Source organism: Flavonifractor sp. An112 (assembly GCF_002161085.1).
Taxonomy (GTDB): domain Bacteria; phylum Bacillota; class Clostridia; order Oscillospirales; family Oscillospiraceae; genus Flavonifractor; species Flavonifractor avicola.
In genome coordinates this window covers 21,015-47,252 of record NZ_NFLU01000018.1, presented here as the reverse complement: position 1 = coordinate 47,252, position 26,238 = coordinate 21,015, and the positions used below count along the sequence as shown (strand labels likewise).

The window sequence follows — 26,238 nt, the reverse complement described above, 5'->3', positions numbered from 1 at the left end:
GCCCGCCGTTTTTTTCCAAGGCCTTGTCACAGGGAAAGGCATTTGATATAATAAAGGGTAATTTTAATGGGAAAGGACGGTGGCCGCCCATGAAATACAAACAATGGAATCAGGCGGCCAGCGATCCGGCCGCGGTGGCCGCTCTGGAGCGGGCGGGACTGCCCACTCTGGCGGCCATGACCCTGTGCGCCCGGGGGATGGATACCCCGGAGAAGGCCCGTGCCTTTCTGGATGCGGGACGGGGTCAGCTTCAGGACCCCCTGCTGATGAAGGATATGGACAGGGCCGCCGCCCGGCTGGCCCGTGCCCTGGCGGCGGGGGAGACCATTGCAGTCTACGGCGACTACGACGTGGATGGCATCACCTCCACCAGCCTGCTCACCGATTTCCTCCGGCGGGAGGGGGGAGATGTGATCTCCTACATCCCGGACCGGATGGAGGAGGGCTACGGCCTGAATACCGACGCCCTGGATACCCTCCACCAGGCGGGGGTCAGTCTGGTGGTGACGGTAGACTGCGGCATCACCGCCGTGGAGGAGGCCCGCCACGCCGCCCGTCTGGGCATGGATCTGGTGATCACCGACCACCACGAGTGCAAGGAGGAACTGCCCGCCGCGCTGGCGGTGGTGGACCCCCACCAGGCCGACTGCCCCTATCCCTTTAAATGTCTGGCCGGCGTGGGGGTGGCCCTCAAGCTGGTGCTGGCCCTGGGTGGGAAGCCCCGGCAGGAGGAACTGCTGAACCGGTACGCCGATTTGGCGGCCATCGGTACGGTGGCCGACGTGATGAGCCTCACCGGGGAGAACCGCACCATTGTGCGCCTGGGGCTGGAGGCCCTGCGCCACACCGGCCGCCCCGGCCTGAAGGCCCTGCTGCGGCAGGCGGGCCTGGAGGAGCGGCCCCTCAATTCGGTGGCCATCGGCTACACCCTGGCCCCGCGGCTCAACGCCTCGGGCCGGATGGGGTGCGCCTCCCTGGCCGCCGAGCTGCTGCTCACCGCCGATCCCGCCCGGGGAGAGGAACTGGCCATCCAGCTGTGCGAGCTGAACCGGGAGCGGCAGACCATTGAGGCCCAGATCTCCGCCGAGTGCCAGGAGCTGGCCGAGGCCCTGCCGCCGGAGGAGCGCTATGCTCTGGTGCTGGCCGGCGACCACTGGCACCAGGGGGTGGTGGGCATTGTGGCCTCCCGCCTGGCGGAGAAATACTCCTGCCCCGCCTTTATGATCTGCCTCCAGGACGGCAAGGGCAAAGGCTCCTGCCGGTCCTTCGGCGGCTTCAACCTGTTTGCCGCTCTGGAGCACTGCGCCCCCCTGCTGGAGGGCTTCGGCGGCCATGAGCTGGCGGCGGGCTTTACCATTCTGGAGGAGAACATCCCCGCCTTTACCGCCGCCATGAACGACTATGTCCGCCAGTGTACCGGCGGCGCCGAGATGGTGTCCACCCTGGATGTGGATTGTCCGGTGGACGATGTGGGTATCCTTACCCTGGAAGGGGTGGAGGGACTGGACCTGCTGGAGCCCTATGGCTCGGGCAACCCCAAGCCGGTGTTCTCCCTGTCGGGCTGCCTCATCACCGCCCTCAGCGAGGTGGGGGGCGGCCGGCATCTGAAGCTGAAGCTGGCCTCCGGCGGCCGCAGTTTTGACGCCATTTTCTTCTCCGCCACCGCCGCCGAGATGGGGGTGGCCCAGGGAGACCGGGTGGATGTGGCCTTTACCCCCCAGGTCAATGAGTACCGGGGGTGGCGCTCGGTCCAGTTCCAGGTGTGCGACCTGCGCCCCGCCCTTACCCGGGCCCAGGCCGAGCGGGCCCTCTTTGAAAAATTCCGCCGGGGCGAGGAACTGACCCGCCGGGAGGCGGCCGCCCTGCTGCCCACCAGAGAGGAGTTCGTGGTTCTCTGGCGCTATTTGAAGGGCCATGCCGGACAGTCTCCTCTGGAGGAGACCGCCCACCGGTTGGCCCGCAACATCGCCCGCTCCGCCGGACGGCGGGAGACCGTCATGCGTACTCTGGTATGTCTGGAGGTCTTTGACGAGCGGGGACTGATCCAGCTGGAGCACACCACCGATCACCTCCACATCGCCCTGCGGACGGTGGAGGGCAAGGTGGATCTGGATGACAGCTGGATCATGCGCCGGCTGCGGGGCATGAGCGGATAAATTTCCCTTTCATTTTTATTTCGACAGGAGGTGCCCTGTATGGACCCCATCCTGGAGCGTTATCAGGCTCTTGAGGACAAAATCAAAACCTATAATCCGGCACTGGACACCCAGCGCCTGTTCAGCGCGTTCACCTATGCGGACAATGCCCACTCCGGGCAGCTGCGTAAGGACGGATCGCCCTATATCACCCATCCCCTGGCGGTGGCCGAGATCGTGGCCGAGCTGGAGCTGGACACCGACTCCATCATTGCCGCTCTGCTCCACGACTGTATCGAGGACACCGGTTCCACCCACGAGGAGATCGCCAAGCTCTTCGGGACGGTGGTGGCCGACCTGGTGGAGGGCGTTACCAAACTGACCCGGGTACAGTATACCTCCAAGGAAGAGGAGCAGATGGAGAACCTGCGGAAGATGCTCATGGCCATGGCCAAGGACATCCGGGTGATCCTGATTAAAATCTGCGACCGGCTTCACAATATGCGCACCATGGAATACCAGTCTCCCAAGAAGCAGAAGGAGAAGGCCCTGGAGACCATGGAGATCTACGCCCCCATCGCCCACCGCTTAGGTATGCAGCGCATCAAGTGGGAGCTGGAGGATACCTCCCTGCGCTACCTGGACCCGGTGGGCTACAAAGAGATCTCCGATGAGCTGGCCGCCCGATCTGCCGCCCACGAGGAGTTTTTGGCCACCGTCCAGCGGCGCATTCAGGAGCGGCTGGACGCCGAGGGCATCCACTGCACCATCTACGGCCGGGTGAAGCACGCCTATTCCATCTACCGGAAGATGTACACCCAGAACAAGACCATGGATGAGATTTTTGATCTCTATGCCTTCCGGGTCATTGTAGATGACATCCCGGAGTGCTACAATGTGCTGGGCGTCATTCATGATCTCTTTAACCCGGTGCTGGGCCGGTTCAAGGACTACATCGGCACGCCCAAGCCCAATGGCTATCAGTCCCTTCATACCACCGTCATCGGCCGGGACGGCATCCCCTTCGAGGTGCAGATCCGCACCTGGGAGATGCACCATACCGCCGAGTACGGCATCGCCGCCCACTGGAAGTACAAGCAGGGCATGGCCAACACCAAGCTGGGCACCGAGGAGGCCTTTGAGTGGGTGCGCAAGCTGCTGGAGAGCCAGCAGGACGTGGACGCCGAGGAGTTTGTCCGCACCATGCGGGTGGACCTGTTCTCCGACGAGGTGTTCGTGTTCACCCCCCGGGGCGACGTGATCAACCTGCCCGCCGGGGCCACCCCCATCGACTTTGCCTACAACATCCACTCCGCCGTGGGCAACCACATGACGGGGGCCAAGGTCAACGGCCGCATGGTCACCTTCGACACCCCCCTGAAAAACGGCGACATCGTGGAGGTCATCACCTCCAAGTCGGCCCACGGTCCCAGCCGGGACTGGATGAAGATCTGCAAGTCCAACGAGGCCCGCAACAAGATCCGTCAGTGGTTCAAGAAGGAGCGGCGGGAGGAGAACATCGCCACCGGCCGGGCCTCCTTCGAGTCGGAGCTCAAGCACGTGGGCCTGTCTCTGGCGGCCATCACGGCTGAGGATGTGCTGCCCTTTATTTTGAAGAAGGTGCGCTTCGGCACCCTGGATGAGTTGTACGCCGCCATCGGCTACGGCGGTATGTCCGCCCAGAAGGCAGTGGTGCGGGTCAAGGACGAGATGACCCGGCTCAACCGACTCCACGCCGAGCAGGCGGCCGCCGCCGAAAAGACGGCCCAGCAGCAGGATGCCATTTATCCCGCCACCAGCAATCAGCCCACCGTGCCCGTCAAGACCGGCAAGCACGACCAGAGCGGCATCATCGTGGAGGGCATCGACAACTGCCTGGTGAAGTTCGCCAAGTGCTGCACCCCCGTGCCCGGCGACCCGGTGGTGGGCTTTATTACCCGGGGCTTCGGCGTCTCCGTCCACCGGGCGGACTGCCCCAACGCCGCCCCCGAGAAGCGCAAGCCGGAGGAGGAGGGCCGCTGGATCAAGGTATCCTGGGCCAGCGGAGAGTTGTCTACCTACCGCACTTCCCTGGAGATCGCCGCCAAGGATCGGGACGGCCTGACTCTCGATGTGGCCATGGCCCTGTCCACCATGAAGGCTAAGACCACCAGCCTGTCCGCCCGGTCCATGCCCGACGGCTACGCCACCGTCAGCATTGTGCTGGAGGTGAAGGACCACACCGAGCTTACCGCCGTTATCAACAAGCTGGGTCAGATCCAGGGCGTGTACCAAGTGAAACGCGCTGCCGGATAAAAAATAATCTGGGGGCGGCCACAAGGGTCGCCCCTGCGGTACGACCACTGCCTTTTCTCTTGTTGAGGAGAACGAATGATGATTCAGAGAGAGATACTGCAAGAAAACGAGACCCTGGACCGGCTGATCTCCCAGTGCTTTGCGGGCGGAGAGCTGCTCCGGCGGGAGCTGCGGCTCACCGAGGCCCAGGCCGCCTATGTGGCGGGACATTATTGCGCCCAGGTTATTCCCATGGGCGAACATTGGTATGAAATTACCTTCCAGGAGGCATTTTACAATGGCTGCAACTGAATTTGTGCCCGTGCTGTTAGGCTCGGACATCAACGCCTACAGCATGGCCCGGGCCTTCCATGAGGCCTACGGCGTACATTCCGTGGTGTATGGAATGTTCCCCGCCAGCGTGTGCGCCGGCAGCAAGATCATCGACTACCGGGTGCGGGAGCACAACGACCGGGTGGACAAGGTGCTGGAGAACGTCAACGAGGTGGCCAAAGAGCACCCGGACAAGAAGATTCTGGTGCTGGGCTGCGGAGACAACTACCTCAACTCCATCTCCGCCAACCTGCCCAACTACCCCGAGAACGTCATCGCCCCCTATGTGGACCTGTCCATGCTGGAGACCCTGATCCACAAGGAGAAGTTCTACGACCTGTGCGACCAGTACGGCATCGACCATCCGGCCACCTACGTCTACCACAAGGGGGAGGGCCACGGCTTTACCCTGCCTTTTGAGGGCCCCTTTGTGGTCAAGCCCGCCGAGTCGGACACCTACTGGAAGCATCCCTTCCCCACTCAGAAGAAGGCCTATGTCCTCCAGACCCGGGAAGAGGTGGACCAAGTCATCGACGACATCTACAACGCCGGATATGAGGACTCCCTCATCATCCAGGACTTTATTCCCGGTGACGACAGCTATATGCGGGTGGTCACCAACTACTCCGGCCAGGACGGGCAGGTGCGCCTCATGTGCGTGGGCCACGTCCTGCTGGAGGAGCACACCGCCCACGCCATCGGCAACCACGCCGTTATCATCACCGAGCCTGAGCCTGAGCTGTGCGAGAAGCTGAAGGGCTTCCTGGAAGCCATCAAGTTCACCGGCTTCTCCAACTTCGACATCAAGTACGACCAGCGGGACGGCAAGTTTAAGGCCTTTGAGATCAACTGCCGCCAGGGCCGGTCCAACTACTATGTCACCGGCGCGGGCTACAACCTGGCCAAGTACCTGGTGGAGGACCGGGTGCTGGGCAAGAGCTGTGAGCTGACCATTACCAAAAACCGCCATCTGTGGTGGGTCATTCCCCCCAAGGTGGCCTACGACTATGTGAATCCCAAGTACCATGAGGAGATGAAGGCCCTGGAGAAGGCGGGCGCCGTGGTCAACCCCCTGTTCTACAAGCCGGACAACGGCCTGGTGCGTACCCTGCGCATTATGAAGGGCCAGAAGCGGTATGTGGGCTGGTATGCCTCTTGTATGGAAAAGGTGAAATAATGGAACAACGCCTTGGTATTCTGGGCGGCATGGGGCCCCAGGCCACCCAGGACTTTTATCAGCGGATTCTGGACCGCACCGACGCGGCCAAAGACCAGGAGCACCTGCCTACCCTGATCTGGAGCGACACCTCCATGCCCGACCGCACCGCCGCCATTCTGGGGGGCGATGCGGAGGGCTGCTACCAGCGGCTGCTGGCGGGTGCCCGTCTGCTGGAGGGGGGCGGCTGCACCGTGCTGTCCATTCCCTGCAACACCTCCCACTACTTTGCCGACCGGCTCCAGGGGGATATCTCCATCCCTCTCATCCATATGCCCCGGGAGACTGTGGGAGTGCTGGCGGAGGAGGGGCGGCGCAAGGTGGGCATCCTGGCCACCGACGGCACCATCCGCACCGGCGTGTACCAGAAGGAGTGTACCGCCCGGGGCATTGAGGCCGTCTCCCCGCCGGAGGAGGTCCAGAAGCTGGTGATGAGCATCATCTACGACGAGATCAAGCGGGGGGAAAAGGGCTCCCGGGAGAAATTCGCCGTCATTGACCGCTGGCTCCGTCAGGCCGGGTGCGACAGCGCCATTCTGGGCTGCACCGAGCTGTCTGTCTACCGCACCTATCACGGCCTGCCCGACCACTATCTGGACGCCATGGACGTGCTGGCTCAGCGGTGTATCACCGCCTGCGGCTACAAGCTGCGGATGGTATAAGCAATGGGCCGATGGAGACATCGGCCCTACAAGTTTCTGGTGGTGAATGACTATGACCGATTTCCGCCGCCCTTTGGGCGACTATGTGCAGCTGCTGCTGCGCCATGACCTGCTGGCCGACAAGGGGCCGGTCCACGCCGACCTGACCGCCCCGGTGGCCCTGGTGTCCTGCGACTCCCAGGTGGTGATCCCCCACACCCTCTTCATCTGCAAGGGGGCCAAGTTCAAGGAGGACTACCTGCGCCAGGCCATGGACAAGGGGGCCTTCGTGTATGTCAGCGAGACCCCCTATCCCAACGTGCCCCTGCCCTGCCTGCGGGTCACCGACATCCGGCAGGCCATGGGCCTGCTGGCCGATCTGGCCTACGGCCACCCCTCCGGCAAGCTGACCATCACCGGCATCACCGGCACCAAGGGCAAGACTACCACGGCCTATTATATCAAGTCCATCGTGGATACCTGGCTGGCTGCCCAGGGCCACCGGGAGAGCGCCCTGCTCTCCACCATCGTCACCGACGACGGCCTGGAGCGCAAGCCCGCCAAGCTGACTACCCCGGAGCCTCTGGACCTCCAGCGGCACCTGTCCAACGCTGTCACCGCCGGGGCGGACTACCTCACCATGGAGGTGTCCTCCCAGGCCCTGAAATATGGCAGGGTCATCGGGGTGGACCTGTCCTGCGCCGTGTTCCTCAACATCGGCGAGGACCACATCTCCCCGGTGGAGCACCCCGACCTGGAGGACTATCTCCAATCCAAGCTGTTGATTTTTAAGCAGGCGAAAACCGCCTGTATTTCCATGGACTGCGATCATACCTCTGAGGTGGCTCAGGCCGCCGCCCGGTGTGAGCAGGTCATCACCTTCTCCCAGAAGGACCCTGCCGCCACCGTGTATGGCACCAACGTGCGCAAGGAGGGCAACCGGATCGCCTTCCACGTTCGCACTCCTCGCTACGAGGGGGACATGGCCATTTCCACCCCCGGCCTGTTCAACGTGGAGAACGCCCTGGCCGCCGTGGCGGTGGCCGAGGTCTATGGCATCCCCCAGGAGATGGTGAGGGAAGGTCTGGAGAAGGCCTTCGTCCCCGGACGCATGGAGCACTATGTCAGCGCCGACAACCAGATCTCCGTCATTGTGGACTATTCCCACAACGGCATGAGTTTGCAGAACGCCCTGCGCTCCGTCCGGGCGGAGTACCCTGACCGGCAGCTGACGGTCCTCTTCGGCTGCACCGGCGGCAAGGGCATCGACCGCCGGGAGGGCATGGGCAACGCCGCCGGCGAGTGGGCCCACCGGATCATCCTCACCGAGGACGATCCCGGTCCTGAAGAAGTGGAGGACATCTGCGCCGACATCGGCGTGTTCCTCAAGCGGTGGAATAAGGACTACACCGTCATCCCCGACCGGGAGCGGGCTGTGGAGGCCGCCATCCTGGAGGCCCAGCGTCCCGCTGTGGTGCTGCTGGCGGGCAAGGGCTGCGAGGAGGCCCAGAAGCGGAAGAACGGCCCCGAGCCCTGTATCCCCGACGGAGTGCTGGCCCGGCAGGCTTTGGACAAGTATGACCGTGACCATGCTGAATAAGGCTTTTGCCGCCGCGGGCGCCGCCGCCTGGGGCGGCTTGCCGTTTTCAGAACTGGCGGAGGACATGACCCCCGAGGCCATCGCAAAGGCGGAACAGCTGTGCCCCAACCCCCGCACCGTGCTGGTGGCCGCCTTCCCCTACTACGCCGGGGACCGGCCTGGCAACCTGTCTCTCTACGCCCGTGGGCGGGATTATCACCAGGTAGTCACCGAAAAACTAAATACTATTTGTGATATTTTGCGAGAAAAATACAAAAATAGGGCGTTTTTGCCCGCCGCCGACAATTCCCCCCTGCCGGAGCGGCAGGCGGCCTGGCGGTGCGGCATTGGCCTGCGGGGGAAGAACGGGCTGGTGATTTTGCCTCCCTACGGCAGCTATGTGTTCCTGGGCACTATCCTCACCGATGTGGAATTGAACCTGCCGCCCCGCACGCCGTCCGCCCACTGTGTGGGCTGCGGCAAGTGTCTGGCCGCCTGCCCCGGCGGCGCCCTGGGGGAGGCTGGGGTGGACCTGTCCCGCTGTCTGTCCGAGCTGACCCAGAAGAAGGGGGAGCTGACTGGTGAGGAGGCGGGGCTGGTGCAGGCTCACCCACTGATCTGGGGGTGCGACACCTGCCAGCGGGTGTGCCCCTACAACGCCCATCCCGCCCTGTCCCCTCTGCCTGAGTTCCGGGAGGGGCTGGTGGATGCCCTGGACCGGGCCGACCTGGAGGGGCTCACCAACCGGACCTTCCGGGAGAAGTACGGTGACCGGGCCTTTGCCTGGCGGGGGCCCGCGCCCCTGCGGCGCAACCTGGAATTGAAAAAGAGTATGTAACAATCCCCCCGCTCCGGAAGTTCCGGAGCGGGGGGACTCAGTGTGTCGAAGTTTTTCGACACGCTTCTCAAAAATGCAAGCATTTTTGAGAGGGAATGCAGGCCGCCGCGCGCATGGCCCCAAGGGCCACACACTTGCGGCCTGAGAAGGGTGTTTTCCGACGTACACGCCGCCGGAAAACACAATTTTGACCCATTTCCGTCCTCTGCGGACGGCGGAACTCTGCGAGGCTCCTGCAGCAAAAATCGCAGAAATACATTTTATCGATAGACTAAATCCCCCCGCTCCGGAACTTCTGGAGCGGGGGATTGTTATTATCGGGGTGAAATGGGCTTCAGACTGCGGGCCAGCAGGTCGTCCATATAGCGGCACAGGGTTTGATCGGGGATATCGGGGCATTCCATGGTGATATGGGTATATAGTCCAATCAGGGCGGAGGAGAACATCACGCCCTGGATCACCGCATCCAGCTCGTTGACGTTGCGCTGCTCCAGCTTGCGGCGGAGGCTCTTCACAATGTCTTTTTTCCAGCGGTACACAAACATAGGATCTCCGCGGTTGCTCAGCAGGACCCGGTACCAGTCTAGGTTTTCCCGGATATGCGTAATGGTGCGCAGGGCGGTGTCGGTGGCGCTGCTGTGGTCCATGATGTCGGGCAGATTACGGCAGATTTCCCACAGGGCGGAGAGCAGCCGGTCCTCCACACCCTGCAATACTGCAAATTTATCCTCAAAATAAAGGTAAAAAGTGGAGCGGGCTATACCGCATACTTGGCAGATGCCGGCAATGCTTACGCCGTCGATACCGTCCCGCTGGTAAATTTCCAGAAAGGCGGATTCAATATCCTGAATAGTGCGCTGGCGGTTCAGCGTCCTGCGGGGGGGCATATCCATCAACTGCCTCTCATTAGAAATCAAAGAAGGTTTGCGGATCTGCTGCAAAATAGGGGGTACTTTGCTTAAATTATTATTATATTTGACCAAGAATAAAATTGCAACAAAAAATCGGAGGGGAATGGACACTTTGCCTCCGTTTGTTCAGTTACTGTACGGTAGATTTTTGTGTGATGTGTATAAATAGAGGTAGTTTATGCTATCTTTTTCACACAGAACAAACAGAAAAAGGAGGAGCTGTTATGAGCCAAAGACCTGTTCTTACCCCGGAGGAGCGGGCGCTGTCTTACGCCAAGTACTATGATCTGCCCATTACTCCCATTCCCCAGGAGAAACTTGCCATCTTGGAGGGCGGCCCTATTGATCCCTCTCTGGCCCTGAAGATTGAGGATCGCAACGATTTGTTCCTGCCCGGCTATCTGCCCTGTGAGACCGGCTACTGTGTGATGCCAAACGGTACCGGCTATCTGGCCAACCGCACTGAGATGCCCGGCGTCACTCCTGAGATGTTTGAGTGGTGGTTTGCCTGGCACGGCCTGAACGATATGCGCTACCGCATCTGGGACCCGGAGGACCACTTCTACGCCCGTCAGCAGAATCCGGACAAGGTGCTGGACCCCAGCGTGCCTATGCGGGAAAAAACTTGGGGCACCGTTCACCATGTATTGGAGGACGTAGGAGGCGGTCCCGACGAGCTGATCCTGAACTTCCGCTATCCCCATGAGCTGGGATACGACGAGTCCAAAGTTGGTACCCCCGCCTGCGCCACTATGATGTGCGCCAACGGCCATGGACCGGTACCCGGCCAGGGTGTGGCCGCCATCATGACCCACATGGTTCGGGAGATCGAGGGCGGGATCGAGCTGCGTTCCCGCTTCTGGATCGGCTACGGCCTGGTGGACGGCCAGGTGGTCAAGCTGCTGCCCGACGGCGTCAGCGTGCCCCCGGTGGTGCCCATGGGCCTGTTTGCCCATAATCTGAAGGAATTCGGCCATCTGGCCGCCATCCTGCCCTCCCTCTACGCCGAAGAGAAAGACCGCTGGTAAGCGGAACAGACGGAAAAGGAGAAGAATTATGTGTAAGAAAAAAGATTTTCCTGTAGTAATGAATGTATTTCTGGCCTTTTTCATTACCCTGGCGGTGACCATCTTCAACCTGGCAGTCAACAATAACCTGAATGTTCCCGCCCTGGTGGTTGGTATGGTTTACGGTTTCTGCCTGAATCTGACGCTGGAGACGCTCATTGACCTGCCTGCCTTTGGCAATTTCTTTGTCAAGGCCTTTCACCTGAAAATGGAAAGTATCGGAGCATACTTTGTGCGGATCTTTTTCATCGTGCTGCTGCTGGTGCTGCTGATGAGCTCCATCCTGATGTTCTGTGAAGTGGGCTTTCTGCTGGGTACGGGGTTCTTTGGTTTTTGGATCACCAAAGTGCCCGCTATCTTCCTGGTGGCCTATATAACCGCGCTGATCTTCTTCCCCCTGTGTATCAAGGGCGCCCAGGCGCTGTGCACCCGGGACTGAACTGCATACATAACCGTCAGCCCCTCCGTTCGGTACGGAGGGGCTGCTTTTGTCCATAAAGCTCCTCCGGCAGGCGGAGGAGACGTTGGAACGGCTTGCCTGCCCGCTCCGATACCGGAGGCGGGCAGCCGCTGTGGGTGGCCTGGTCCGCCTTGTCTGACTGAATGGTATCGCCAATGCCCCAGGGTTAAGCGGTCTCCTTCAGTGGTGGACATCTTGTCCAGAGGGGGACAGACCACGTTCTTGGCAACAACAAGGGCGCGCTGCTGATGCAGCGCGCCCTTGCCGGCATGGATCTTTACTTCTGCAGACCCTGCGCAAAGTTCATGAAGATCTGCGCCACTTCCGCGCGGGTGGCGGTGCCGGTGGGGTCCAGCTTGCCGCCGTCCTTGCCGGACAGCAGGCCGGAGCCTACCGCCCACTCCATGGCCTCAGTAGCCCAGGAGGAGGTGTTGGCGCCGTCGGCGAAGATGGTCAGGTCGCCTTTGGCGGACACGTCGTACTCCTTGTACTCAGCATAGCGGTACAGGATGGTGGCCAGCTGCTCGCGGGTCACGGTGTCGTTGGGGGCAAACACGGTGTCGCTGTAGCCCTTGACGATGCCTTTGGAGGCAGCCCAGTTCACAGCGTCGGTGTACCACACGCCGCTCTCCACGTCGGTGAAGGACAGGGTGGCGTCGGTCTCAGGCTGACCCTCCAGCCGCCACAGGATGGTGACGATCATGGCACGGTTGGTGGTCATGAGGGGGGCAAAGGTGGTGGTGGAAGTACCGTCCATCAGCTTGTTGTCATAGACGTACTTCACAGCCTCGAAGAACCAGTCGTCGGTCTTCACGTCGGTGAAGGGCAGGCCGGTCTCCACGGGGGTATCGTCCTTGGTGAAGGAGGCCTCCACAGTAACGGCAGAGGCGGGCATGGCAAAGGTGTACTTGCCGTTGCCCTTGTCGGTGAGCTTGAGCTCATTGCCGTTCTTGTCGGTGACGGTGAGGGTATCCAGCTTGTAGCCTTCGTCAGGCTTCACGGTCAGAGTGACGGTGAGGCCCTTGGGGGCGCGGGTGCGGCTGGAAGTCACAGTGCCGTTGTCGCTGTCCTCCACGGTGATGACGTAGGCAGTAGAGACGGTGGGGCCCTCAGGATCCACGGGGGCGCCCTCTACATCCACGGGCATGACGGCCTCGTAGGTCTGGCCGTTGTAGAGTACGGAGCCGCGGACGTACTGGGTGTCTTCGGCGTTGGGGTTGTAGGTGGTGCTGTCCCAGGTCACGTCGCAGGCGACACCGAAGCCGGTGGACAGCTCCAGAACCACCTGCTCAGGCAGGTTGAGCATCTCAAAGGAAGTGCCGTAGTCCACGCCCAGGCTGGTGGGGTTCACCAGCACATTGACCACAGTGGGTTCGTCGGACAGGTTGACGGTTACGGAAGCGGTAAGGTTCTCCTCGTTGAGGATGGCGGTGCCGGACAGGTCCAGTGTGCCGGTCAGGGTCTGGGGCTCCGTGGAGGCGGCGTCATAACCCTTAGCGCTCCACTCTACGGGGAAGCGGAGGGTAGTGCCGTCGGACAGGGCAACTACGGCGCACACAGGCAGCTCCAGATCGTCAAACGCGGTGTTGAGCCGGCCGTAGGCCACGGAAGGCATTACGGTCTCCACCACCACATCTTCAGGCTCGCCCGGCTCAGTGGGATCCAGGTAGCGGGTACCGGTGACCTCCAGCTCGTTCAGGCCGATGGAGTGGCCGAAAGCGCTCTGGTTGATACCGGTGAAGTAGAGACGCAGGTAACGAGTACCCTCCGGAATGGCGGCTTCAAAGTTAGTCAGGGCATCGGTGCGGCCGTCGCCGCTCATACCGGTGTAGGTTCCGATGGTGGTCCAGCAGCTGGCGCCCTTGGCGTTCTGGCCCTCAAAGGCGCTCTTATCGCTTACCGTACCTACATTGACAGTGCTGTAGTCGGTGGGTACAAAGTCAGAACCGGCCACTTGTACCACATAGTCGCTGGGCCATACCTTGGCATAATAGCTGGAGGAAACCTCAGTGATGTCGCACACATCCTCACCCAGATCCACCACGATCCAGGAGTCGGCGGTGTCAGCGACCTTCATCTTGTTGCCGCTCCAGCGAGTGTCAAGTTTACCGTCCACAGCATCAGCGGCGAAGGTCTGATGATTGACCTCAAGGCCGGAAGCATAGACAGGATGCTCCAGAGCCAGGTTCATACTGTCACGCATTTCCGCCAGCCGGTCAGGTAAAGGTGGGCTGTGTTGCCCTCTGCGTCCACCTCTACCGGCTTGTCTCCACGGTCAGGGCATCCGCAATATATGATCTCCCACGGCTTGCCCATTGGCAGCTCAAAGGAATCTAGCCGGGGTGTTTGCTCCACCTGTCCGTGGCTGCGGTTCCAGCCTCCGGCGTTGCATCTGTAGTACATGGGTTTTTCCTCGTTTTATGCCTAAATAGATTGAAAACCGGGGATGTACCTCCACCGGGTGGAGATAGGGTGGAGGTGCCTCCACCGGCTCTATCCCTACTCCCACAAGGGATTGCTGGATTTGGTGGAGATGGTGGAGCTATTTCCCCAAAAGTCCCTATAGGGTTTTAATTTTTTCCGATTTTTTTAAACAATAGGAAAGTAGCTCCACCTCCACCCAGTAGCTCCACCTTTTGGGGTGTTACTGCATCCCAACTCCCTGCCATACATTGCAGGTTTTTGTCCTTTTTTTGGCCAGTCCTCGGTTTTCCAGGGCGGTGTTAAAGTCAGGCAGTCGGCGCACATAGTCCCCCGCTCCCTCTGCCCATTCACGGTATCGGCGGTATAGATTAGAGGCTGGTATCCATGCCCCAGGCTCCAGGGTGCAGCACTCCGAAAGGAAGTTGCCCACCCAGTCCTCTTGCCCTCGGTATGCTTCGGTGGTTTCCTCCACCACATCTGGGGTCTGGAGTTGGTAGCCGTTGCGTGCAAAGTTCACAGCTCCCTCGACAGCCCAGGCCAGGATAGACGGCCCAGCCTCTTGCACCAGAATGTCGCCATAGTTTGACCGGCTCCCCTGTGTGGGGATGGTGGCCCGGAAGGGTACCACGATCAGCCGCCGCCAGGTGCCGGGGTCAGTGCTGCCCACACGGGGCAGGTGGTTGGTGAACAGGCACAAGGTAGAGTGGAGGGGGTGCCGTCATCCGCTATGCAGTGGTCGATGTCAACGGCACATAAGCCGTCAAACACCCCAACGCCCAGGCCATCATATCCGCCCCGCTCCAGGGCGTTCACGGCCTCCTGGTAGCTGGTGAAGGTGCTGGGGTTGTTGGACATAGCCCCGCCTCCTGTCCGGGGGTTGTACGGGCATTTGGTGGGCTTTGCGCTGCCTTCTCGGGTTTCATATCTCCACACGCACCAGCGCCCGCTGTCTTTCAGTTCTTGGGGCAATCCTTCGGGGTAAAATTTAGTCAAGCCGTCGCCCCCTCAGCCGCACGGTGTTGGCAACACGGGCAATTTCATGCGCCCGGTGGAGCATACTGCGGACGAAGTTGTCCACATCTTCCTGTGTTTTCGGTAGATAATAGCCATGTTCGTTGTCAGATAGAATGGGAATACCTCGCAAGCGTTCCGCCTGGATCTGCTGGCGGACTTGGCGGGCGGGTTTGTCCATAAGTTTCACAAGGTGCTGGAGCGGCACGGCGTTCTCTGCGCCGCTGGATAGCAATTTTTCAATCATTCCCGGTTGTCTGCCGGTTGGCTGTGTGGTATTCTGATAAATGGAAGTGGAGGCCCTGCCATAAGTCCCCGTTTCCGTCTGCCGTCCTGGTGTGCCAGCACCGGGGCGGTTCTTTTTTGTCTTGCTCATATATTCACCTCTGCTTGTGTCTGTCTGGAGATCCATTCCCGCAATCCGTCCACACTGATGAGTGTGCGACTGCCTAATTTAAAGGAAGGAAACCTACCTTGATTGATAAGGTCATAAACCTTCGGCCTGCTGATACCCAGCAGACGGGCACACTCTGCTGGGGAGACGGCCAGGGGGTCTAATTTGTCGGCCATTAGCTTACCTCCTTTGCAAGCCGCTGGATGATAGAGAAGATTTTCTCCTTTTCATCCTCAGGCAGTTCCTTGCGGAGTTTCCGGGAAAAGCTGCAATCCGCCATTCCTAGAGCGTCCGCAATCTGCCATAGTTTCACTCCGGCCCCTGCCGCTGTGCGTCTGATATCCTGGTTGCTCATTTAAAAGTCACCTCCATGTTGTTGTTGCAAACGTCCGTTGTGTTTGCTATAATAATTATAAAGCAACATCAAGGTACTTGCAACTGATAAGGACGGAGAAATCAATTACGCATACCAATAGGACATTATTGATGAGGGTGAGACATTTGGCAAGAAAAGTGGTATCTGATGACTTTAAGATATTTTCTAAACGGCTTTCTGAGCTAATGAAAGACCGGCATATTACACAAGACACGTTAGCTACTGCACTCGGTGTAAAGAGACAGACAGTTAGCTTATATAAAAGTGGACAATCTATGCCGGATGCAGAGCAGTTAAAAAATATAGCAAAGTTTTTTGACGTATCCTCCGATTGGCTTTTGGGATTATCCGAATCTAAGAAATTAAGTGGAGAACTGAGCCAGGTCTGCAATTACATTGGACTTAATAGTGAAGCAGTAGAAACACTTAAAGAATTGTGTGAACACAAATCTGATCGATTTGTTCTTAACTTTATATTGGAAAATGGAACGTTTTTGGCAAATATAATTGGTTATTTGTCGGCATCTGCATGGGAGAATGTAGATCAGGAAATTCTCGGTTATCGTTCGCCCAGGAAAGAAGAAGTCGAACGATATGATCGAGCGGTAGATAAAGGTACGCTTGGTGGTGTAGCAAGTAAGATTTCCGCATCAATGCGTATTCCCATTGTTAAACCTGATTCAGAGATATATGAAAGATATTTGTTCGCACAAGCTATTAAAGATATGACCAAAATGTATGAGGATTTTAAAAAAGAACATGAAAAAGCTCCAGATTTTTTAAATGATCTTGTGTCCGATTTTCTCAAAGGTTATGACGAAAGCGATTAAAAAACCGCCCCCGGTGCTGTGAACACCAGGGACGGCTAAAAGGGCAGTAAACTTAGCGGCCTACTGCCCTCCCATTCTATCAATTTAAGGGAGGAATTGCAATGCCAAGAAAAAGCAACACCAGAGGGGCCCAGGGGGCCGGGACGATCCGCCAGCGAAAAGACGGAAGATGGGAGGCCCGCTATACTGTGGGCCGTGATCCTGGCAGCGGGAAACAGATACAGCGGTCAGTCTATGGAGCCACTCAGCAGGAAGTGAGGAAGAAGCTAGCCCGGCTTACTACCGCCCTCGACAACGGCACCTATAAGGAGCCCTGCAAGATGACGGTGGGCCAATGGCTGGACATTTGGACGGCGGACTATATGGGCGGCGTGAAGCCCTCCACCGCTTTTCTCTATGGGGAACAGATACGGCTATACATCAAGCCCGCCCTGGGTGCGGTGAAGCTGGAAGCCCTGAACACCCATACTATTCAGGGATTTTACAATGGTCTGAGCATCGAGCGGGAAGGGGGCAAGGCGCTGTCCCCAAAGTCGGTAAAGAACATCCACGGCATCCTCCACAAGGCGCTCCAGCAGGCCGTGGCAGTGGGATATATCCGCTTCAATCCGGCGGACGCTTGCACCCTCCCCAGGGTGGAGAAAAAGGAGATAAGCCCGCTCGATGAAGAACAGATAGCAACCTTCCTAAAGGCCATAGAGGGGCACCGGCACGAACTCCTTTATAAGGTAGCCCTGTTTACCGGCATGAGGGAGGGGGAGGTGCTGGGGCTCATGTGGGATTGTGTGGACTTCGAGAAGGGCACCATTACCATCAAGCGCCAGCTCCGCCGGGAACAGAAAAAGGGCGGGGCCTACTACATCACCACACCGAAGAACGGCAAGCCCCGCACCATCACCCCTGCCCCCTGGGTGATGAAGCTGCTCCGCTCCCAAAAGGCCAGACAAGCGGAGCAGCAGCTTAAAATGGGCCCGCTGTGGGAGAACTCCGGGATGGTGTTCACCAATGAGACAGGCGGGTATCTCTCTTACCGGACGGTGTATGATTGCTTCAAGCGCATTGTGGCTCAGATGGGCACCCCATCCACCCGGTTTCACGATCTGCGCCACACCTTTGCCGTGGCCTCCCTTCGAGCAGGGGACGATATTAAGACTGTCCAGGGCAACCTGGGGCACCACACGGCGGCATTTACCCTGGATGTATACGGCCATGTCACGGAACAGATGAAGAAGGACAGCGCCCAGCGCATGGAGGGGTTCATAAAAGGTGTTTTGAACCTGTAAAGGGTCAATTAAAGGGTCATTCCCTGATTTCAGACAGCAAAAAAGCCCTAGAACCGTTGTGGCTTTAGGGCTTTGCTTTGGTGGACGATACAGGACTTGAACCTGTGACCTCCCGCACGTCAAGCGGATGCTCTACCAGCTGAGCTAATCGTCCGAACAGCATGGACTATTATAGCGAAAAGAAAGGTGCTTGTCAACACTTTTTTGAAATTTCTCTTTTCAAGGCCGGAAAGTGCTGGTATACTGAGGAAAACGCCGTGAACAAGGAGGAAATAGTATGGCAGGACGGATAGTTCTCATTACCGGCGGAAGCCGCGGCATCGGCGCGGCGGCGGCCCGGCGGTTTGCTGCCGGGGGAGACCGGGTGGTGGTCAACTACTGCCGCTCCAGAGAGAAAGCGGAGGCTCTGGCGGAGGAGATCGGCGGCTGGGCGGTCCAGGCCGACGTGTCAGACTCGGCCCAGGTACGGAATATGGTTGACAATGTGTTGGATAAATTTTGTCAACTTGACATTCTGATATGCAACGCAGGCATTGCCCAGCAGAAATTATTTGGCGATCTGACGGACGAGGATTGGCGGCGGATGTTTGCCGTCAACGTGGACGGAATGTTCTACACCATCCGGGCGGCGCTGCCTCATTTTATCCATCGCAAGGCGGGAAAAATTTTGACTTTGTCCTCTATGTGGGGACAGGTGGGAGGCTCCTGCGAGGTGGCCTATTCTGCCGCAAAAGCTGCTGTCATTGGGCTTACAAAGGCTCTGGCCAAGGAGGTTGGGCCCTCTGGGATCACGGTGAACTGTGTGTCTCCCGGGGTCATTGATACCGAGATGAACGGCAACCTGGGGCCCGAGGATCTGGCCGCTTTGGCGGAGGAGACCCCCCTGGAGCGCATCGGCCGGCCGGAGGATGTGGCGGAGGCCCTGTGGTATCTGGCTTCCGACGCTGCAAACTTTATCACGGGACAGGTTTTGTCCCCCAATGGCGGACTGATTATCTGAAAATGCCTGCCTACGTTCATGAATTGTTCATACTTCACACAAGGGCTGCCTGCCAAGGGGCGGCCCTTGTGCATTTTTAAGGTTGACAATTTCCGACGACACGCATATAATTGTCAACAACTTCTTGAAGGAGGAATGAACGATGAAAAAGTCTCGCATCCTGTCTCTTGCGCTGGCGGGTGCGCTCAGCTTCTCCATGCTGGCCGGCTGCGGCGGCGGCACCGAGAGCGGCTCCGCCAATACCCCCGCCGGTGGCAATGAAACCACCAGCGGCAGCACCGAAGGCACCATTCAGATCGGCGGCATCGGCCCCCTGACCGGCTCCGCTGCTGTTTACGGCCTGGCCACCAAGCAGGGCGCCGAAATCGCCATTGAGGAGATCAACGCTCTGGGCGGCCTGCAGTTCTCCCTGAACTCCCAGGACGACGAGGGCGACATTGAGAAGGCTGTTAACGCCTACGGCAAGCTGAAGGACGACGGCGCCAAGATCATCTACGGCTGCACCACCACCAACCCCTGCGTGGCCGTGGCCGCCGAGACCTATAATGACCGTTACTTCCAGCTGACTCCCTCTGCCTCTTCCACCGACGTGACCGCGGGCAAGGACAACGTGTTCCAGGTGTGCTTCACCGACCCCAACCAGGGTGTGACCGCCGCCAACTATATTAAGGACAACAACCTGGGCACCAAGGTCGCTGTCATCTACAACAACGGCGATGCCTACTCCACCGGCATCTACAACTCCTTCCAGGCCACTGCCAAGGAGATCGGCTTGGAGGTTGTGACCGTTCAGACCTTCCCCGATGACACCAACACCGACTTCAACGTGCAGCTGTCTGCCGCCAAGGACGCCGGCGCCGACCTGGTGTTCATGCCCATCTACTACACCCCCGCTTCCCTGATCCTGTCCCAGGCCAAGAGCATGGGCTATGAGCCCACCTTCTTCGGCTGCGACGGTATGGACGGTATCCTGGACCTGGAGGGCTTTGACAAGAGCCTGGCCGAGGGCCTGATGCTCATGACTCCCTTCAACGCCTGGGGCGAGGACGAGCGCACCAAGACCTTCGTCAGCGAGTATGAGGCTGCTTACGGCGGTATCCCCAACCAGTTCGCCGCTGACGGCTACGACTGTATGTACGCCATCTATGAGGCCTGCACCGCTGCCGGCGTTACCGCCGACATGAGCGCCGAGGAGATCTGCGAGGCTCTGATCGCTCAGTTCACCTCCGGCGACTTCAGCGTGGACGGCCTGACCGGCACCGGCATGACCTGGTCCGCCAACGGCGAGGTTTCCAAGGCCCCCGTGGTGGTCAAGGTCGAGGGCGGCGTGTACGTCACCCAGTAATCTGGAGCAGAATACTACCGCTTAACAGGGACTCAGAAGCGGGTTGCCGGGGGGACCCGGCAGCCCGCTTTTCCCCATGTATCCCCAATCGGATGTATGGTGGAAACATCGGCAGCCCGCAGGACCGCCGATGTTTCTGCCATACACAGAACAGAGAAAACAAGTAGAGAGGTGAATGGTTTGAGCTTCCTCAATAATCTGATCACCGGTATCAGCCTGGGCAGCGTCTACGCCATCATCGCCCTGGGCTACACCATGGTGTACGGCATCGCAAAGATGCTGAACTTTGCCCACGGCGACGTCATCATGGTAGGCGCCTATGTGACCTTCTTTGCCACCGGCAGCTTCAACCTGCCCCCTGTGGTGGGCGTACTGCTGGCTGTGGTGGTGTGTACCGTCCTGGGCGTTGTTATCGAAGGACTGGCCTATAAGCCCCTGCGTCAGGCGTCCTCCCTGGCGGTGCTCATCACCGCCATTGGCGTCAGCTATTTCCTGCAAAACGCCGCCCTGCTGCTGTGGGGCGCGGACCCCAAGGTGTTTACCCCCGTCATCCCTGAGGGCTCCCTGCCCATCTCGGGTGTGAACATCACCTATGTGTCTCTGGTTACCGTACTGGCTTGCATCATCATCATGCTGGCCCTCACCTGGTTCACCAGTAAGACCAAGATGGGCAAGGCCATGCGGGCCTGCTCCGAGGATAAGGCGGCCGCTCAGCTCATGGGCATCAACGTCAACCGCACCATCTCCATGACCTTTGCCATCGGCTCCGCTCTGGCCGCCATCGCCGGTGTGCTGCTGTGCTCCAGCTACCGGACTCTGATGCCCACCACCGGCTCCCTGCCCGGCATCAAGGCCTTTACCGCTGCCGTGTTCGGCGGCATCGGCTCCATCCCCGGCGCCATGCTGGGCGGCATCCTGCTGGGTATCATCGAGACCTTTGCCAAGGTGATCAATACCAACATCTCCGACGCGGTGGTCTTTGCGGTGCTCATCATCGTGCTGCTGGTGAAGCCCGCCGGCCTGCTGGGCAAGACCGTCCGCGAGAAAGTGTGAGGTGAGGGATATGAAGAAATTGACTTCCGGCCGGAAACGGCTGATCAACAACACCATCACCTACGCCATTGTCATTGCGGCCTTTGTGATCCTTCAGGTGCTCAATGCGGGCGATATGCTGTCCTCCTCTCTGCAGGGCCAGCTGGTGCCCATCTGCGCCTATATCGTCATGGCTCTGTCCCTCAATCTGGTGGTAGGTATCTCCGGTGAGCTGAGCCTGGGCCACGCCGGATTTATGAGTGTGGGCGCCTTCTCCGGCGTAGTGACCGCCATGTCCCTCCAGGATGCCATTCCCAACGGAGCGGTCCGCCTGGTGGTGGCCATGATCGTGGGCGCGGTGCTGGCCGGTATCGCCGGCGTCATCGTGGGTGTGCCTGTGCTCCGTCTGCGGGGCGACTACCTGGCCATCGTGACTCTGGCCTTCGGCGAGATCATCCGCAACATCATGAACGTGCTCTATGTGGGCGTGGATAAGAACGGCCTCCACTTCTCTCTGGAGAATGAGATGGCCCTCAACCTGGAGGAGGGCGGCAAGGCTATCCTGAAGGGGCCCATGGGCTTCACCACCAACGTGAAGCTGGCCTCCTTCACCGCCGGCTTCATCCTGGTGCTCATTGCCCTGACTGTGGTGCTCAACCTGGTGAACAGCCGCTCCGGTCGGGCCATTATGGCCCTGCGGGACAACCGCATCGCCGCCGAGAGCGTGGGCATCGGCGCTACCAAGTACAAGCTGATGGCCTTCGTTACCTCCGCCGTTATGGCGGGTGCCGCGGGCGTGCTCTACGCCATGAACTTCTCTTCCGTGGCCCCCAAGAAGTTTGACTTCAACACCTCTATTCTGGTGCTGGTGTTCGTGGTGCTGGGCGGTATCGGCAACATCCGCGGCTCCATCATTGCCGCCGCCTTCCTCACCTACCTGCCCGAGCTGCTGCGTGCCATCAACCTGGATGAGTACCGGATGCTGGTGTACGCCATTGTGCTCATTCTGGTGATGATTGCCACCAATAACCCGGTGATGCGCGGATTCTTCAACGGCATCAAGGAGAAATTCCGCAAGTCGCCGGAACAGCCGGCCGAGAAGGGAGGCGTCAGCCATGAGTAAGCCCAAGCGTCCCGAGACCAAGCTGGTCCCGGTGCCCAGCCCCAATATTATCCCCGAGCGCGACATCAAGCAGACCCCCATCCTGGAGTGCCAGCACCTGGGCATCGACTTCGGCGGCCTCACCGCCGTGAATGAGTTCAACATGGCCATCGGCCGTACCGAGATCGCCGGCCTCATCGGCCCTAACGGCGCCGGTAAGACCACCGTGTTCAACCTGCTGACCAAGGTGTATCAGCCCACCCGGGGCACCGTGCTGCTGGACGGCATCGACACCCACAATATGTCCACCGTTCAGGTGAACAAGGCGGGTATCGCCCGTACCTTCCAGAACATCCGCCTGTTCGACAACCTGACGGTGGAGGACAACGTAAAGATCGGCCTGCACAACCATGTCCGCTACCCCATGTGGAGCGGCATCCTCCGTCTGCCCAGCTACTGGAAGAAGGAGAAGCTGGCCCATGAGAGCGCCCTGGAACTGCTGAGCATCTTCGATATGCAGCATCTGGCCAACGCCAAGGCAGGCAGCCTGCCCTACGGCGCCCAGCGCAAGCTGGAGATCGTCCGTGCCCTGGCCACCAACCCCTCTCTGCTGCTGCTGGACGAGCCGGCGGCGGGCATGAACCCCTCCGAGACCGCCGAGCTGATGGACAACATCGTCAAGATCCGGGATACCTTCCACATCGCCATTCTGCTCATCGAGCACGACATGAATCTGGTTATGGGCATCTGTGAGGGTATCTGCGTGCTCAACTTCGGCCAGATCATCGCCAAGGGCACCCCCTCGGAGATCCAGAACAACCCGGAGGTCATCAAGGCCTATCTGGGTGACCAGAAGGAGGTATAAGCCATGGCGGTATTGCTGGACGTCAAGAACATCAACGTGTACTACGGCGCCATCCACGCCGTGAAAGACATCTCCTTCCACGTAGAGGAGGGGGAGATCGTCACCCTCATCGGCGCCAACGGCGCCGGTAAGACCACCACCCTCCAGACCGTCTCCGGTCTGCTCCATACCCGCACCGGCTCCATCGAGTTCATGGGCAAGCCCATTCAGGCGGTACCTGCCTCCAAGCTGGTGGCCCAGGGCCTGGCCCAGGTGCCCGAGGGCCGCCGGGTGTTCCAGCAGATGACGGTGGAGGAGAACCTGGAGATGGGCGCCTTTACCCAGCCCAACTCCACTATTGCCCCCAACCTGGAGCGGGTGTACGCCCAGTTCCCCCGGCTGAAAGAGCGCCGCAAGCAGGTGGCGGGCACCCTGTCCGGCGGCGAGCAGCAAATGCTGGCCATGGGCCGTGCCCTCATGTCCAACCCCAAGCTGCTCATGCTGGACGAACCTTCGATGGGTCTGGCCCCCATCCTGGTGGAGCAGATCTTCGATATCATCAAGGAGCTGCACAAGGCGGGCACCACCATCCTGCTGGTAGAGCAGAACGCCCAGATGGCCCTGAGCGTGGCCGACCGGGGCTATGTGCTGGAGACCGGCCGGGTGACCCTGACCGGTCCGGGCCGGCAGCTGCTGGCCGACGAGGCGGTGAAGAAGGCCTACCTGGGCGGTTAAGCCCCAATAAAACGAGAGAGAAAGCGCGCTGCAATTTGCAGCGCGCTTTTTTTAAGAAAAGCTATGGCGGAACTAAATTTAGTGTGGTAAAATGATGGGGTAAATATTGGAATGTCTGGAAGGGGAGGGATATGCAGCGAGCATATTCTTCCGGACCGCGCTGTCTGAAACAGGCCCTGACAAACCGGCCAGAGCCGTTTTGGAAGAAACCGCCCTCCATGCCGGAGCGGAGATCAAAAAGGGAGGAAATCTGTAGAAAAAGACGCTGCGTAAACGTATCCTGGCTGGCGCTGCTGTTGCCGCCCTGTTGTGCGGGACGGCTGTGGCGGCCAGTACCGTCACCACCAAGATGATCGAAGCCAACTACATGGGTATCAAGATCGTGGTGGACGGGGTGGAGGTCACCCCCAAGGACGCCAACGGCAAGGTTGTGGAGCCCTTTGCCAGCAGCGGCACCACCTATCTGCCTGTCCGCGCCATCGGTGAGGCTCTGGGCAAGGAGGTCACCTGGGACGGCAGCACCGCCACCGTCTATGTGGGCGAGGTGCCCGGCCAGGCCACCGACTGGATGAAGAAGCTGCCCCCCTATCAGGTGAGCACCAATACCAAAATCTTTGACGGCAGCGATCCCAAGAGCTATATGACCATTTCCGGCAACAAAATTGCTCAGGGTGTCCAGATGTCGGGCGGCTACAAGAATGAGGGCTACGCCATCTGGAACACCAACCTCCAGTATGACACCATGACCTTTACCATCGGCCATGTGGACGGCTCCAAGGAGTACAAGATCAGCCTGGACGTGTACCTGGACGGCGAGCTGGCCGAGACCTATACCATTGACTGGAGCGACGCCCCCCAGACCATCACCATCCCCCTGGACCACGCTGCCAATGTGCGGCTGGAGACTCTCAACGTGGAGGGCACCAGCGGCTGGAACCATGAGTTCGGCATCTACGACATCTCCTTCTCCTGAATCCACCCAAAGGAGCGCGCCGCAGCGGCGCGCTCCTTTTTATATGGAAAAAGATTTAACATTTTTCTGCTTTCTCTCCCTGACACAGCGTGATACAATAAGCACATATAATGGATCGCTATGGACTGTGACAGGAGGGAATCGACGGAACTATGCCAAATTACTACGCGCATCTAAAATTTGGAGATAAAGTACTGGGCGGGCTGCCTCAGCCTCTGGCCCAGGTCATCGATGAGGAGCGGGAGGCCTTTGATCTGGGCTGCCTGGGTCCCGATCCGCTGTTTTTCTACCAGCCCATCCGACCCAACGCTGTCCGGCGGGAGGGGGTTAGGATGCACCGCAACTCCGCCCTGCCCGCGGTGGAGCGGCTGCGCCAGGCCATTGAGGAGGGTGTGCCCATGTCGGTGGGCTATGGCGCCGGATTTTTGTGCCACCTGGCCCTGGACAGCGCCTGTCACGGCTATGTGGACGAGCGGGCCGCCGACGGCCCCATCTCCCACATGGCCATGGAGGGAGAGTTCGACCGGATGCTGATGGAGAGCGACGGCCTGGATACCGTCAGCCAGGCCCATCTGCCCACCCCGCCCCAGAAGGGAAGCCAGGTGTGGGACGCCGCTGCCTGTGCCTATATCCACGCCTCTCCCCGGCAGGTTCGCCGGGCCTACCGGGCCATGAATTTTTACTTGGGCTTCTTTGCCCGCTCCTGCGGCACCCGCCGGGGCAAGGTCATCGGCGCGGTGAGCCGGATGCTCCCCATCCAGTCCGCCAAGGATGTGGCCCTGAAGGAGACCCCCCATCCCGCCTCCCTGGAGAGCAGCGCCGATCTGGACCGGTTGCTGGAGGGTGCGGTGGATGAGACCACCCAGCAGATCGACGCCTTTTTCCAGGCCATCCGGGAGGACGCTCCGGTGCCTCTCTGGTTTGACCGGGATTTCAAGGGCACGCCCCAGGCAGGGGAGAAGGGGTGGACCGCGGTGCTTAACGGTTCTCTGTCCTGAAACAATCCTAGTATGATGCGGGCGACCATAAAGGCCGCCCCTACACAAGATACCTCGTAGGGGCGGCCTTTATGGCCGCCCGATTTTTTTAAGACGGGTCCACCGCCTCCAGCAAAAAGGTGACCGGGCGGATGCCGTCGGTACAGCATACCACCGTGGCTCCCTCTTCCTTCTGCCAGGGGGTGTAGGTGGCTCCGCAGGACAGGGCAGAGACCGAGCGGTAAATGTCGATCCAGGCCCAGGGGCAGAACCCCGCCGGCATCTCCGCTCCGCCGGTATACAGAAACGTGTCTCCCTCCTCAAAGAAATCACAGACACATTCCTCCGGCGGCTCTGTCAGATAGCGGCAGACCAGATCGGAATAAAGCTGCTTGCGCAATACCGTAATTTTGACCTGCTTCACAGGGCGGCACCTCCTTATAAAGTCTGACCTTATT

General features: G+C 59.6%; 27 protein-coding genes and 1 tRNA gene. 19 read left to right on the top strand and 9 right to left on the bottom strand.

Annotated elements, in window-relative coordinates; genetic code table 11:
* The first annotated feature begins 89 nt into the window (after positions 1-89).
* The 7 genes from recJ (at position 90) to B5E56_RS12835 (ending at position 9,016) form a co-directional block, all read left to right on the top strand.
* On the top strand, positions 90-2,156 hold the full coding sequence (gene recJ, locus B5E56_RS12865; RefSeq protein WP_087390803.1) for a single-stranded-DNA-specific exonuclease RecJ: 2,067 nt from the start codon (positions 90-92) through the stop codon (positions 2,154-2,156).
* 39 nt (positions 2,157-2,195) lie between these two features.
* Positions 2,196-4,430, top strand: a complete 2,235-nt coding sequence (locus B5E56_RS12860; protein WP_087390800.1) for a RelA/SpoT family protein — start codon at positions 2,196-2,198, stop codon at positions 4,428-4,430.
* A gap of 75 nt (positions 4,431-4,505) precedes the next feature.
* On the top strand, positions 4,506-4,721 hold the full coding sequence (locus B5E56_RS12855) for a hypothetical protein (protein ID WP_242958978.1): 216 nt from the start codon (positions 4,506-4,508) through the stop codon (positions 4,719-4,721).
* Positions 4,708-5,919 (top strand): ATP-grasp domain-containing protein, encoded by a 1,212-nt coding sequence (locus B5E56_RS12850; protein WP_087390797.1) that lies wholly within the window; start codon positions 4,708-4,710, stop codon positions 5,917-5,919. Before B5E56_RS12855 ends, B5E56_RS12850 begins: the two co-directional genes overlap by 14 nt.
* A complete protein-coding gene (locus B5E56_RS12845) occupies positions 5,919-6,620 on the top strand; it encodes an aspartate/glutamate racemase family protein (RefSeq protein WP_242958976.1) in 702 nt (233 codons plus the stop codon). The genes B5E56_RS12850 and B5E56_RS12845 overlap by 1 nt, the downstream gene beginning before the upstream one ends.
* 46 nt (positions 6,621-6,666) lie before the next feature.
* Positions 6,667-8,199 carry a Mur ligase family protein gene (murE, locus tag B5E56_RS12840; protein WP_242958974.1) on the top strand — a complete coding sequence of 511 codons (1,533 nt, stop codon included), beginning with the start codon at positions 6,667-6,669 and terminating at the stop codon, positions 8,197-8,199.
* Entirely contained in the window at positions 8,189-9,016 is an 828-nt protein-coding gene (locus B5E56_RS12835) for an epoxyqueuosine reductase (protein ID WP_087390808.1), read from the top strand. The genes murE and B5E56_RS12835 overlap by 11 nt, the downstream gene beginning before the upstream one ends.
* A gap of 314 nt (positions 9,017-9,330) precedes the next feature.
* On the opposite strand, the gene B5E56_RS12830 is transcribed toward B5E56_RS12835, so the two are convergent.
* Positions 9,331-9,909 carry a TetR/AcrR family transcriptional regulator gene (locus B5E56_RS12830; protein WP_087188445.1) on the bottom strand — a complete coding sequence of 193 codons (579 nt, stop codon included), beginning with the start codon at positions 9,907-9,909 and terminating at the stop codon, positions 9,331-9,333.
* Positions 9,910-10,151: 242 nt separating this feature from the next.
* Between B5E56_RS12830 and B5E56_RS12825 the strand changes: the two genes are divergently transcribed.
* Both B5E56_RS12825 and B5E56_RS12820 read left to right on the top strand, forming a co-directional pair.
* Positions 10,152-10,955, top strand: a complete 804-nt coding sequence (locus B5E56_RS12825; protein WP_087390791.1) for a DAPG hydrolase family protein — start codon at positions 10,152-10,154, stop codon at positions 10,953-10,955.
* A gap of 28 nt (positions 10,956-10,983) precedes the next feature.
* Positions 10,984-11,433 carry a hypothetical protein gene (locus B5E56_RS12820; RefSeq protein ID WP_087188443.1) on the top strand — a complete coding sequence of 150 codons (450 nt, stop codon included), beginning with the start codon at positions 10,984-10,986 and terminating at the stop codon, positions 11,431-11,433.
* A gap of 298 nt (positions 11,434-11,731) precedes the next feature.
* Here the strand turns inward: B5E56_RS12820 and B5E56_RS12815 are convergent, their stop codons facing one another.
* From B5E56_RS12815 to B5E56_RS12790, 6 genes are all read right to left on the bottom strand, one after another.
* A complete protein-coding gene (locus B5E56_RS12815; protein WP_087390788.1) occupies positions 11,732-13,657 on the bottom strand; it encodes an S-layer homology domain-containing protein in 1,926 nt (641 codons plus the stop codon).
* On the bottom strand, positions 13,642-13,857 hold the full coding sequence (locus tag B5E56_RS14505; protein ID WP_143383174.1) for a hypothetical protein: 216 nt from the start codon (positions 13,855-13,857) through the stop codon (positions 13,642-13,644). The genes B5E56_RS12815 and B5E56_RS14505 overlap by 16 nt, the downstream gene beginning before the upstream one ends.
* Positions 13,858-14,098: 241 nt before the next feature.
* Positions 14,099-14,545, bottom strand: a complete 447-nt coding sequence (locus tag B5E56_RS12810) for a primase-like DNA-binding domain-containing protein (RefSeq protein WP_158098727.1) — start codon at positions 14,543-14,545, stop codon at positions 14,099-14,101.
* On the bottom strand, positions 14,509-14,733 hold the full coding sequence (locus B5E56_RS12805; protein ID WP_087390783.1) for a hypothetical protein: 225 nt from the start codon (positions 14,731-14,733) through the stop codon (positions 14,509-14,511). The genes B5E56_RS12810 and B5E56_RS12805 overlap by 37 nt, the downstream gene beginning before the upstream one ends.
* Positions 14,734-14,863: 130 nt before the next feature.
* The gene (locus tag B5E56_RS12800; protein WP_087390780.1) at positions 14,864-15,265 is read right to left on the bottom strand and encodes a hypothetical protein; all 402 of its coding nucleotides are present in this window, start codon (positions 15,263-15,265) and stop codon (positions 14,864-14,866) included.
* 193 nt (positions 15,266-15,458) lie between these two features.
* Positions 15,459-15,638, bottom strand: coding sequence for a hypothetical protein (locus B5E56_RS12790; RefSeq protein ID WP_087390773.1), 180 nt, complete (start codon positions 15,636-15,638; stop codon positions 15,459-15,461).
* Between the two features lie 146 nt (positions 15,639-15,784).
* Here B5E56_RS12790 and B5E56_RS12785 point away from each other — a divergent pair, with 146 nt between their 5' ends.
* On the top strand, positions 15,785-16,489 hold the full coding sequence (locus tag B5E56_RS12785) for a helix-turn-helix domain-containing protein (RefSeq protein ID WP_158098726.1): 705 nt from the start codon (positions 15,785-15,787) through the stop codon (positions 16,487-16,489).
* Positions 16,490-16,590: 101 nt separating this feature from the next.
* Positions 16,591-17,772, top strand: coding sequence for a tyrosine-type recombinase/integrase (locus tag B5E56_RS12780; protein WP_087390768.1), 1,182 nt, complete (start codon positions 16,591-16,593; stop codon positions 17,770-17,772).
* A 78-nt stretch (positions 17,773-17,850) separates the two neighbouring features.
* Here the strand turns inward: B5E56_RS12780 and B5E56_RS12775 are convergent.
* Positions 17,851-17,926, bottom strand: a tRNA-Val gene (locus B5E56_RS12775).
* A gap of 123 nt (positions 17,927-18,049) precedes the next feature.
* Here B5E56_RS12775 and fabG point away from each other — a divergent pair.
* From fabG to B5E56_RS12735, 8 genes are all read left to right on the top strand, one after another.
* A complete protein-coding gene (gene fabG, locus B5E56_RS12770) occupies positions 18,050-18,772 on the top strand; it encodes an elongation factor P 5-aminopentanone reductase (RefSeq protein WP_087390765.1) in 723 nt (240 codons plus the stop codon).
* 142 nt (positions 18,773-18,914) lie between these two features.
* The gene (locus B5E56_RS12765) at positions 18,915-20,117 is read left to right on the top strand and encodes an ABC transporter substrate-binding protein (protein ID WP_087390762.1); all 1,203 of its coding nucleotides are present in this window, start codon (positions 18,915-18,917) and stop codon (positions 20,115-20,117) included.
* Between the two features lie 180 nt (positions 20,118-20,297).
* On the top strand, positions 20,298-21,170 hold the full coding sequence (locus B5E56_RS12760; RefSeq protein ID WP_087188438.1) for a branched-chain amino acid ABC transporter permease: 873 nt from the start codon (positions 20,298-20,300) through the stop codon (positions 21,168-21,170).
* Positions 21,171-21,180: 10 nt separating this feature from the next.
* A complete protein-coding gene (locus tag B5E56_RS12755) occupies positions 21,181-22,272 on the top strand; it encodes a branched-chain amino acid ABC transporter permease (protein ID WP_087188437.1) in 1,092 nt (363 codons plus the stop codon).
* Complete coding sequence (locus tag B5E56_RS12750; protein WP_087188436.1) at positions 22,265-23,116, top strand: ABC transporter ATP-binding protein; 852 nt, start codon at positions 22,265-22,267, stop codon at positions 23,114-23,116. Before B5E56_RS12755 ends, B5E56_RS12750 begins: the two co-directional genes overlap by 8 nt.
* A gap of 12 nt (positions 23,117-23,128) precedes the next feature.
* Positions 23,129-23,830 (top strand): ABC transporter ATP-binding protein, encoded by a 702-nt coding sequence (locus tag B5E56_RS12745; RefSeq protein ID WP_343212813.1) that lies wholly within the window; start codon positions 23,129-23,131, stop codon positions 23,828-23,830.
* Between the two features lie 322 nt (positions 23,831-24,152).
* Positions 24,153-24,803 carry a stalk domain-containing protein gene (locus tag B5E56_RS12740; RefSeq protein WP_087390759.1) on the top strand — a complete coding sequence of 217 codons (651 nt, stop codon included), beginning with the start codon at positions 24,153-24,155 and terminating at the stop codon, positions 24,801-24,803.
* A 152-nt stretch (positions 24,804-24,955) separates the two neighbouring features.
* Positions 24,956-25,801, top strand: a complete 846-nt coding sequence (locus tag B5E56_RS12735) for a zinc dependent phospholipase C family protein (protein WP_087188433.1) — start codon at positions 24,956-24,958, stop codon at positions 25,799-25,801.
* 88 nt (positions 25,802-25,889) lie between these two features.
* Here the strand turns inward: B5E56_RS12735 and B5E56_RS12730 are convergent, their stop codons facing one another.
* Positions 25,890-26,204 carry a TIGR04076 family protein gene (locus B5E56_RS12730; RefSeq protein WP_087390756.1) on the bottom strand — a complete coding sequence of 105 codons (315 nt, stop codon included), beginning with the start codon at positions 26,202-26,204 and terminating at the stop codon, positions 25,890-25,892.
* Positions 26,205-26,238: the final 34 nt, after the last annotated feature.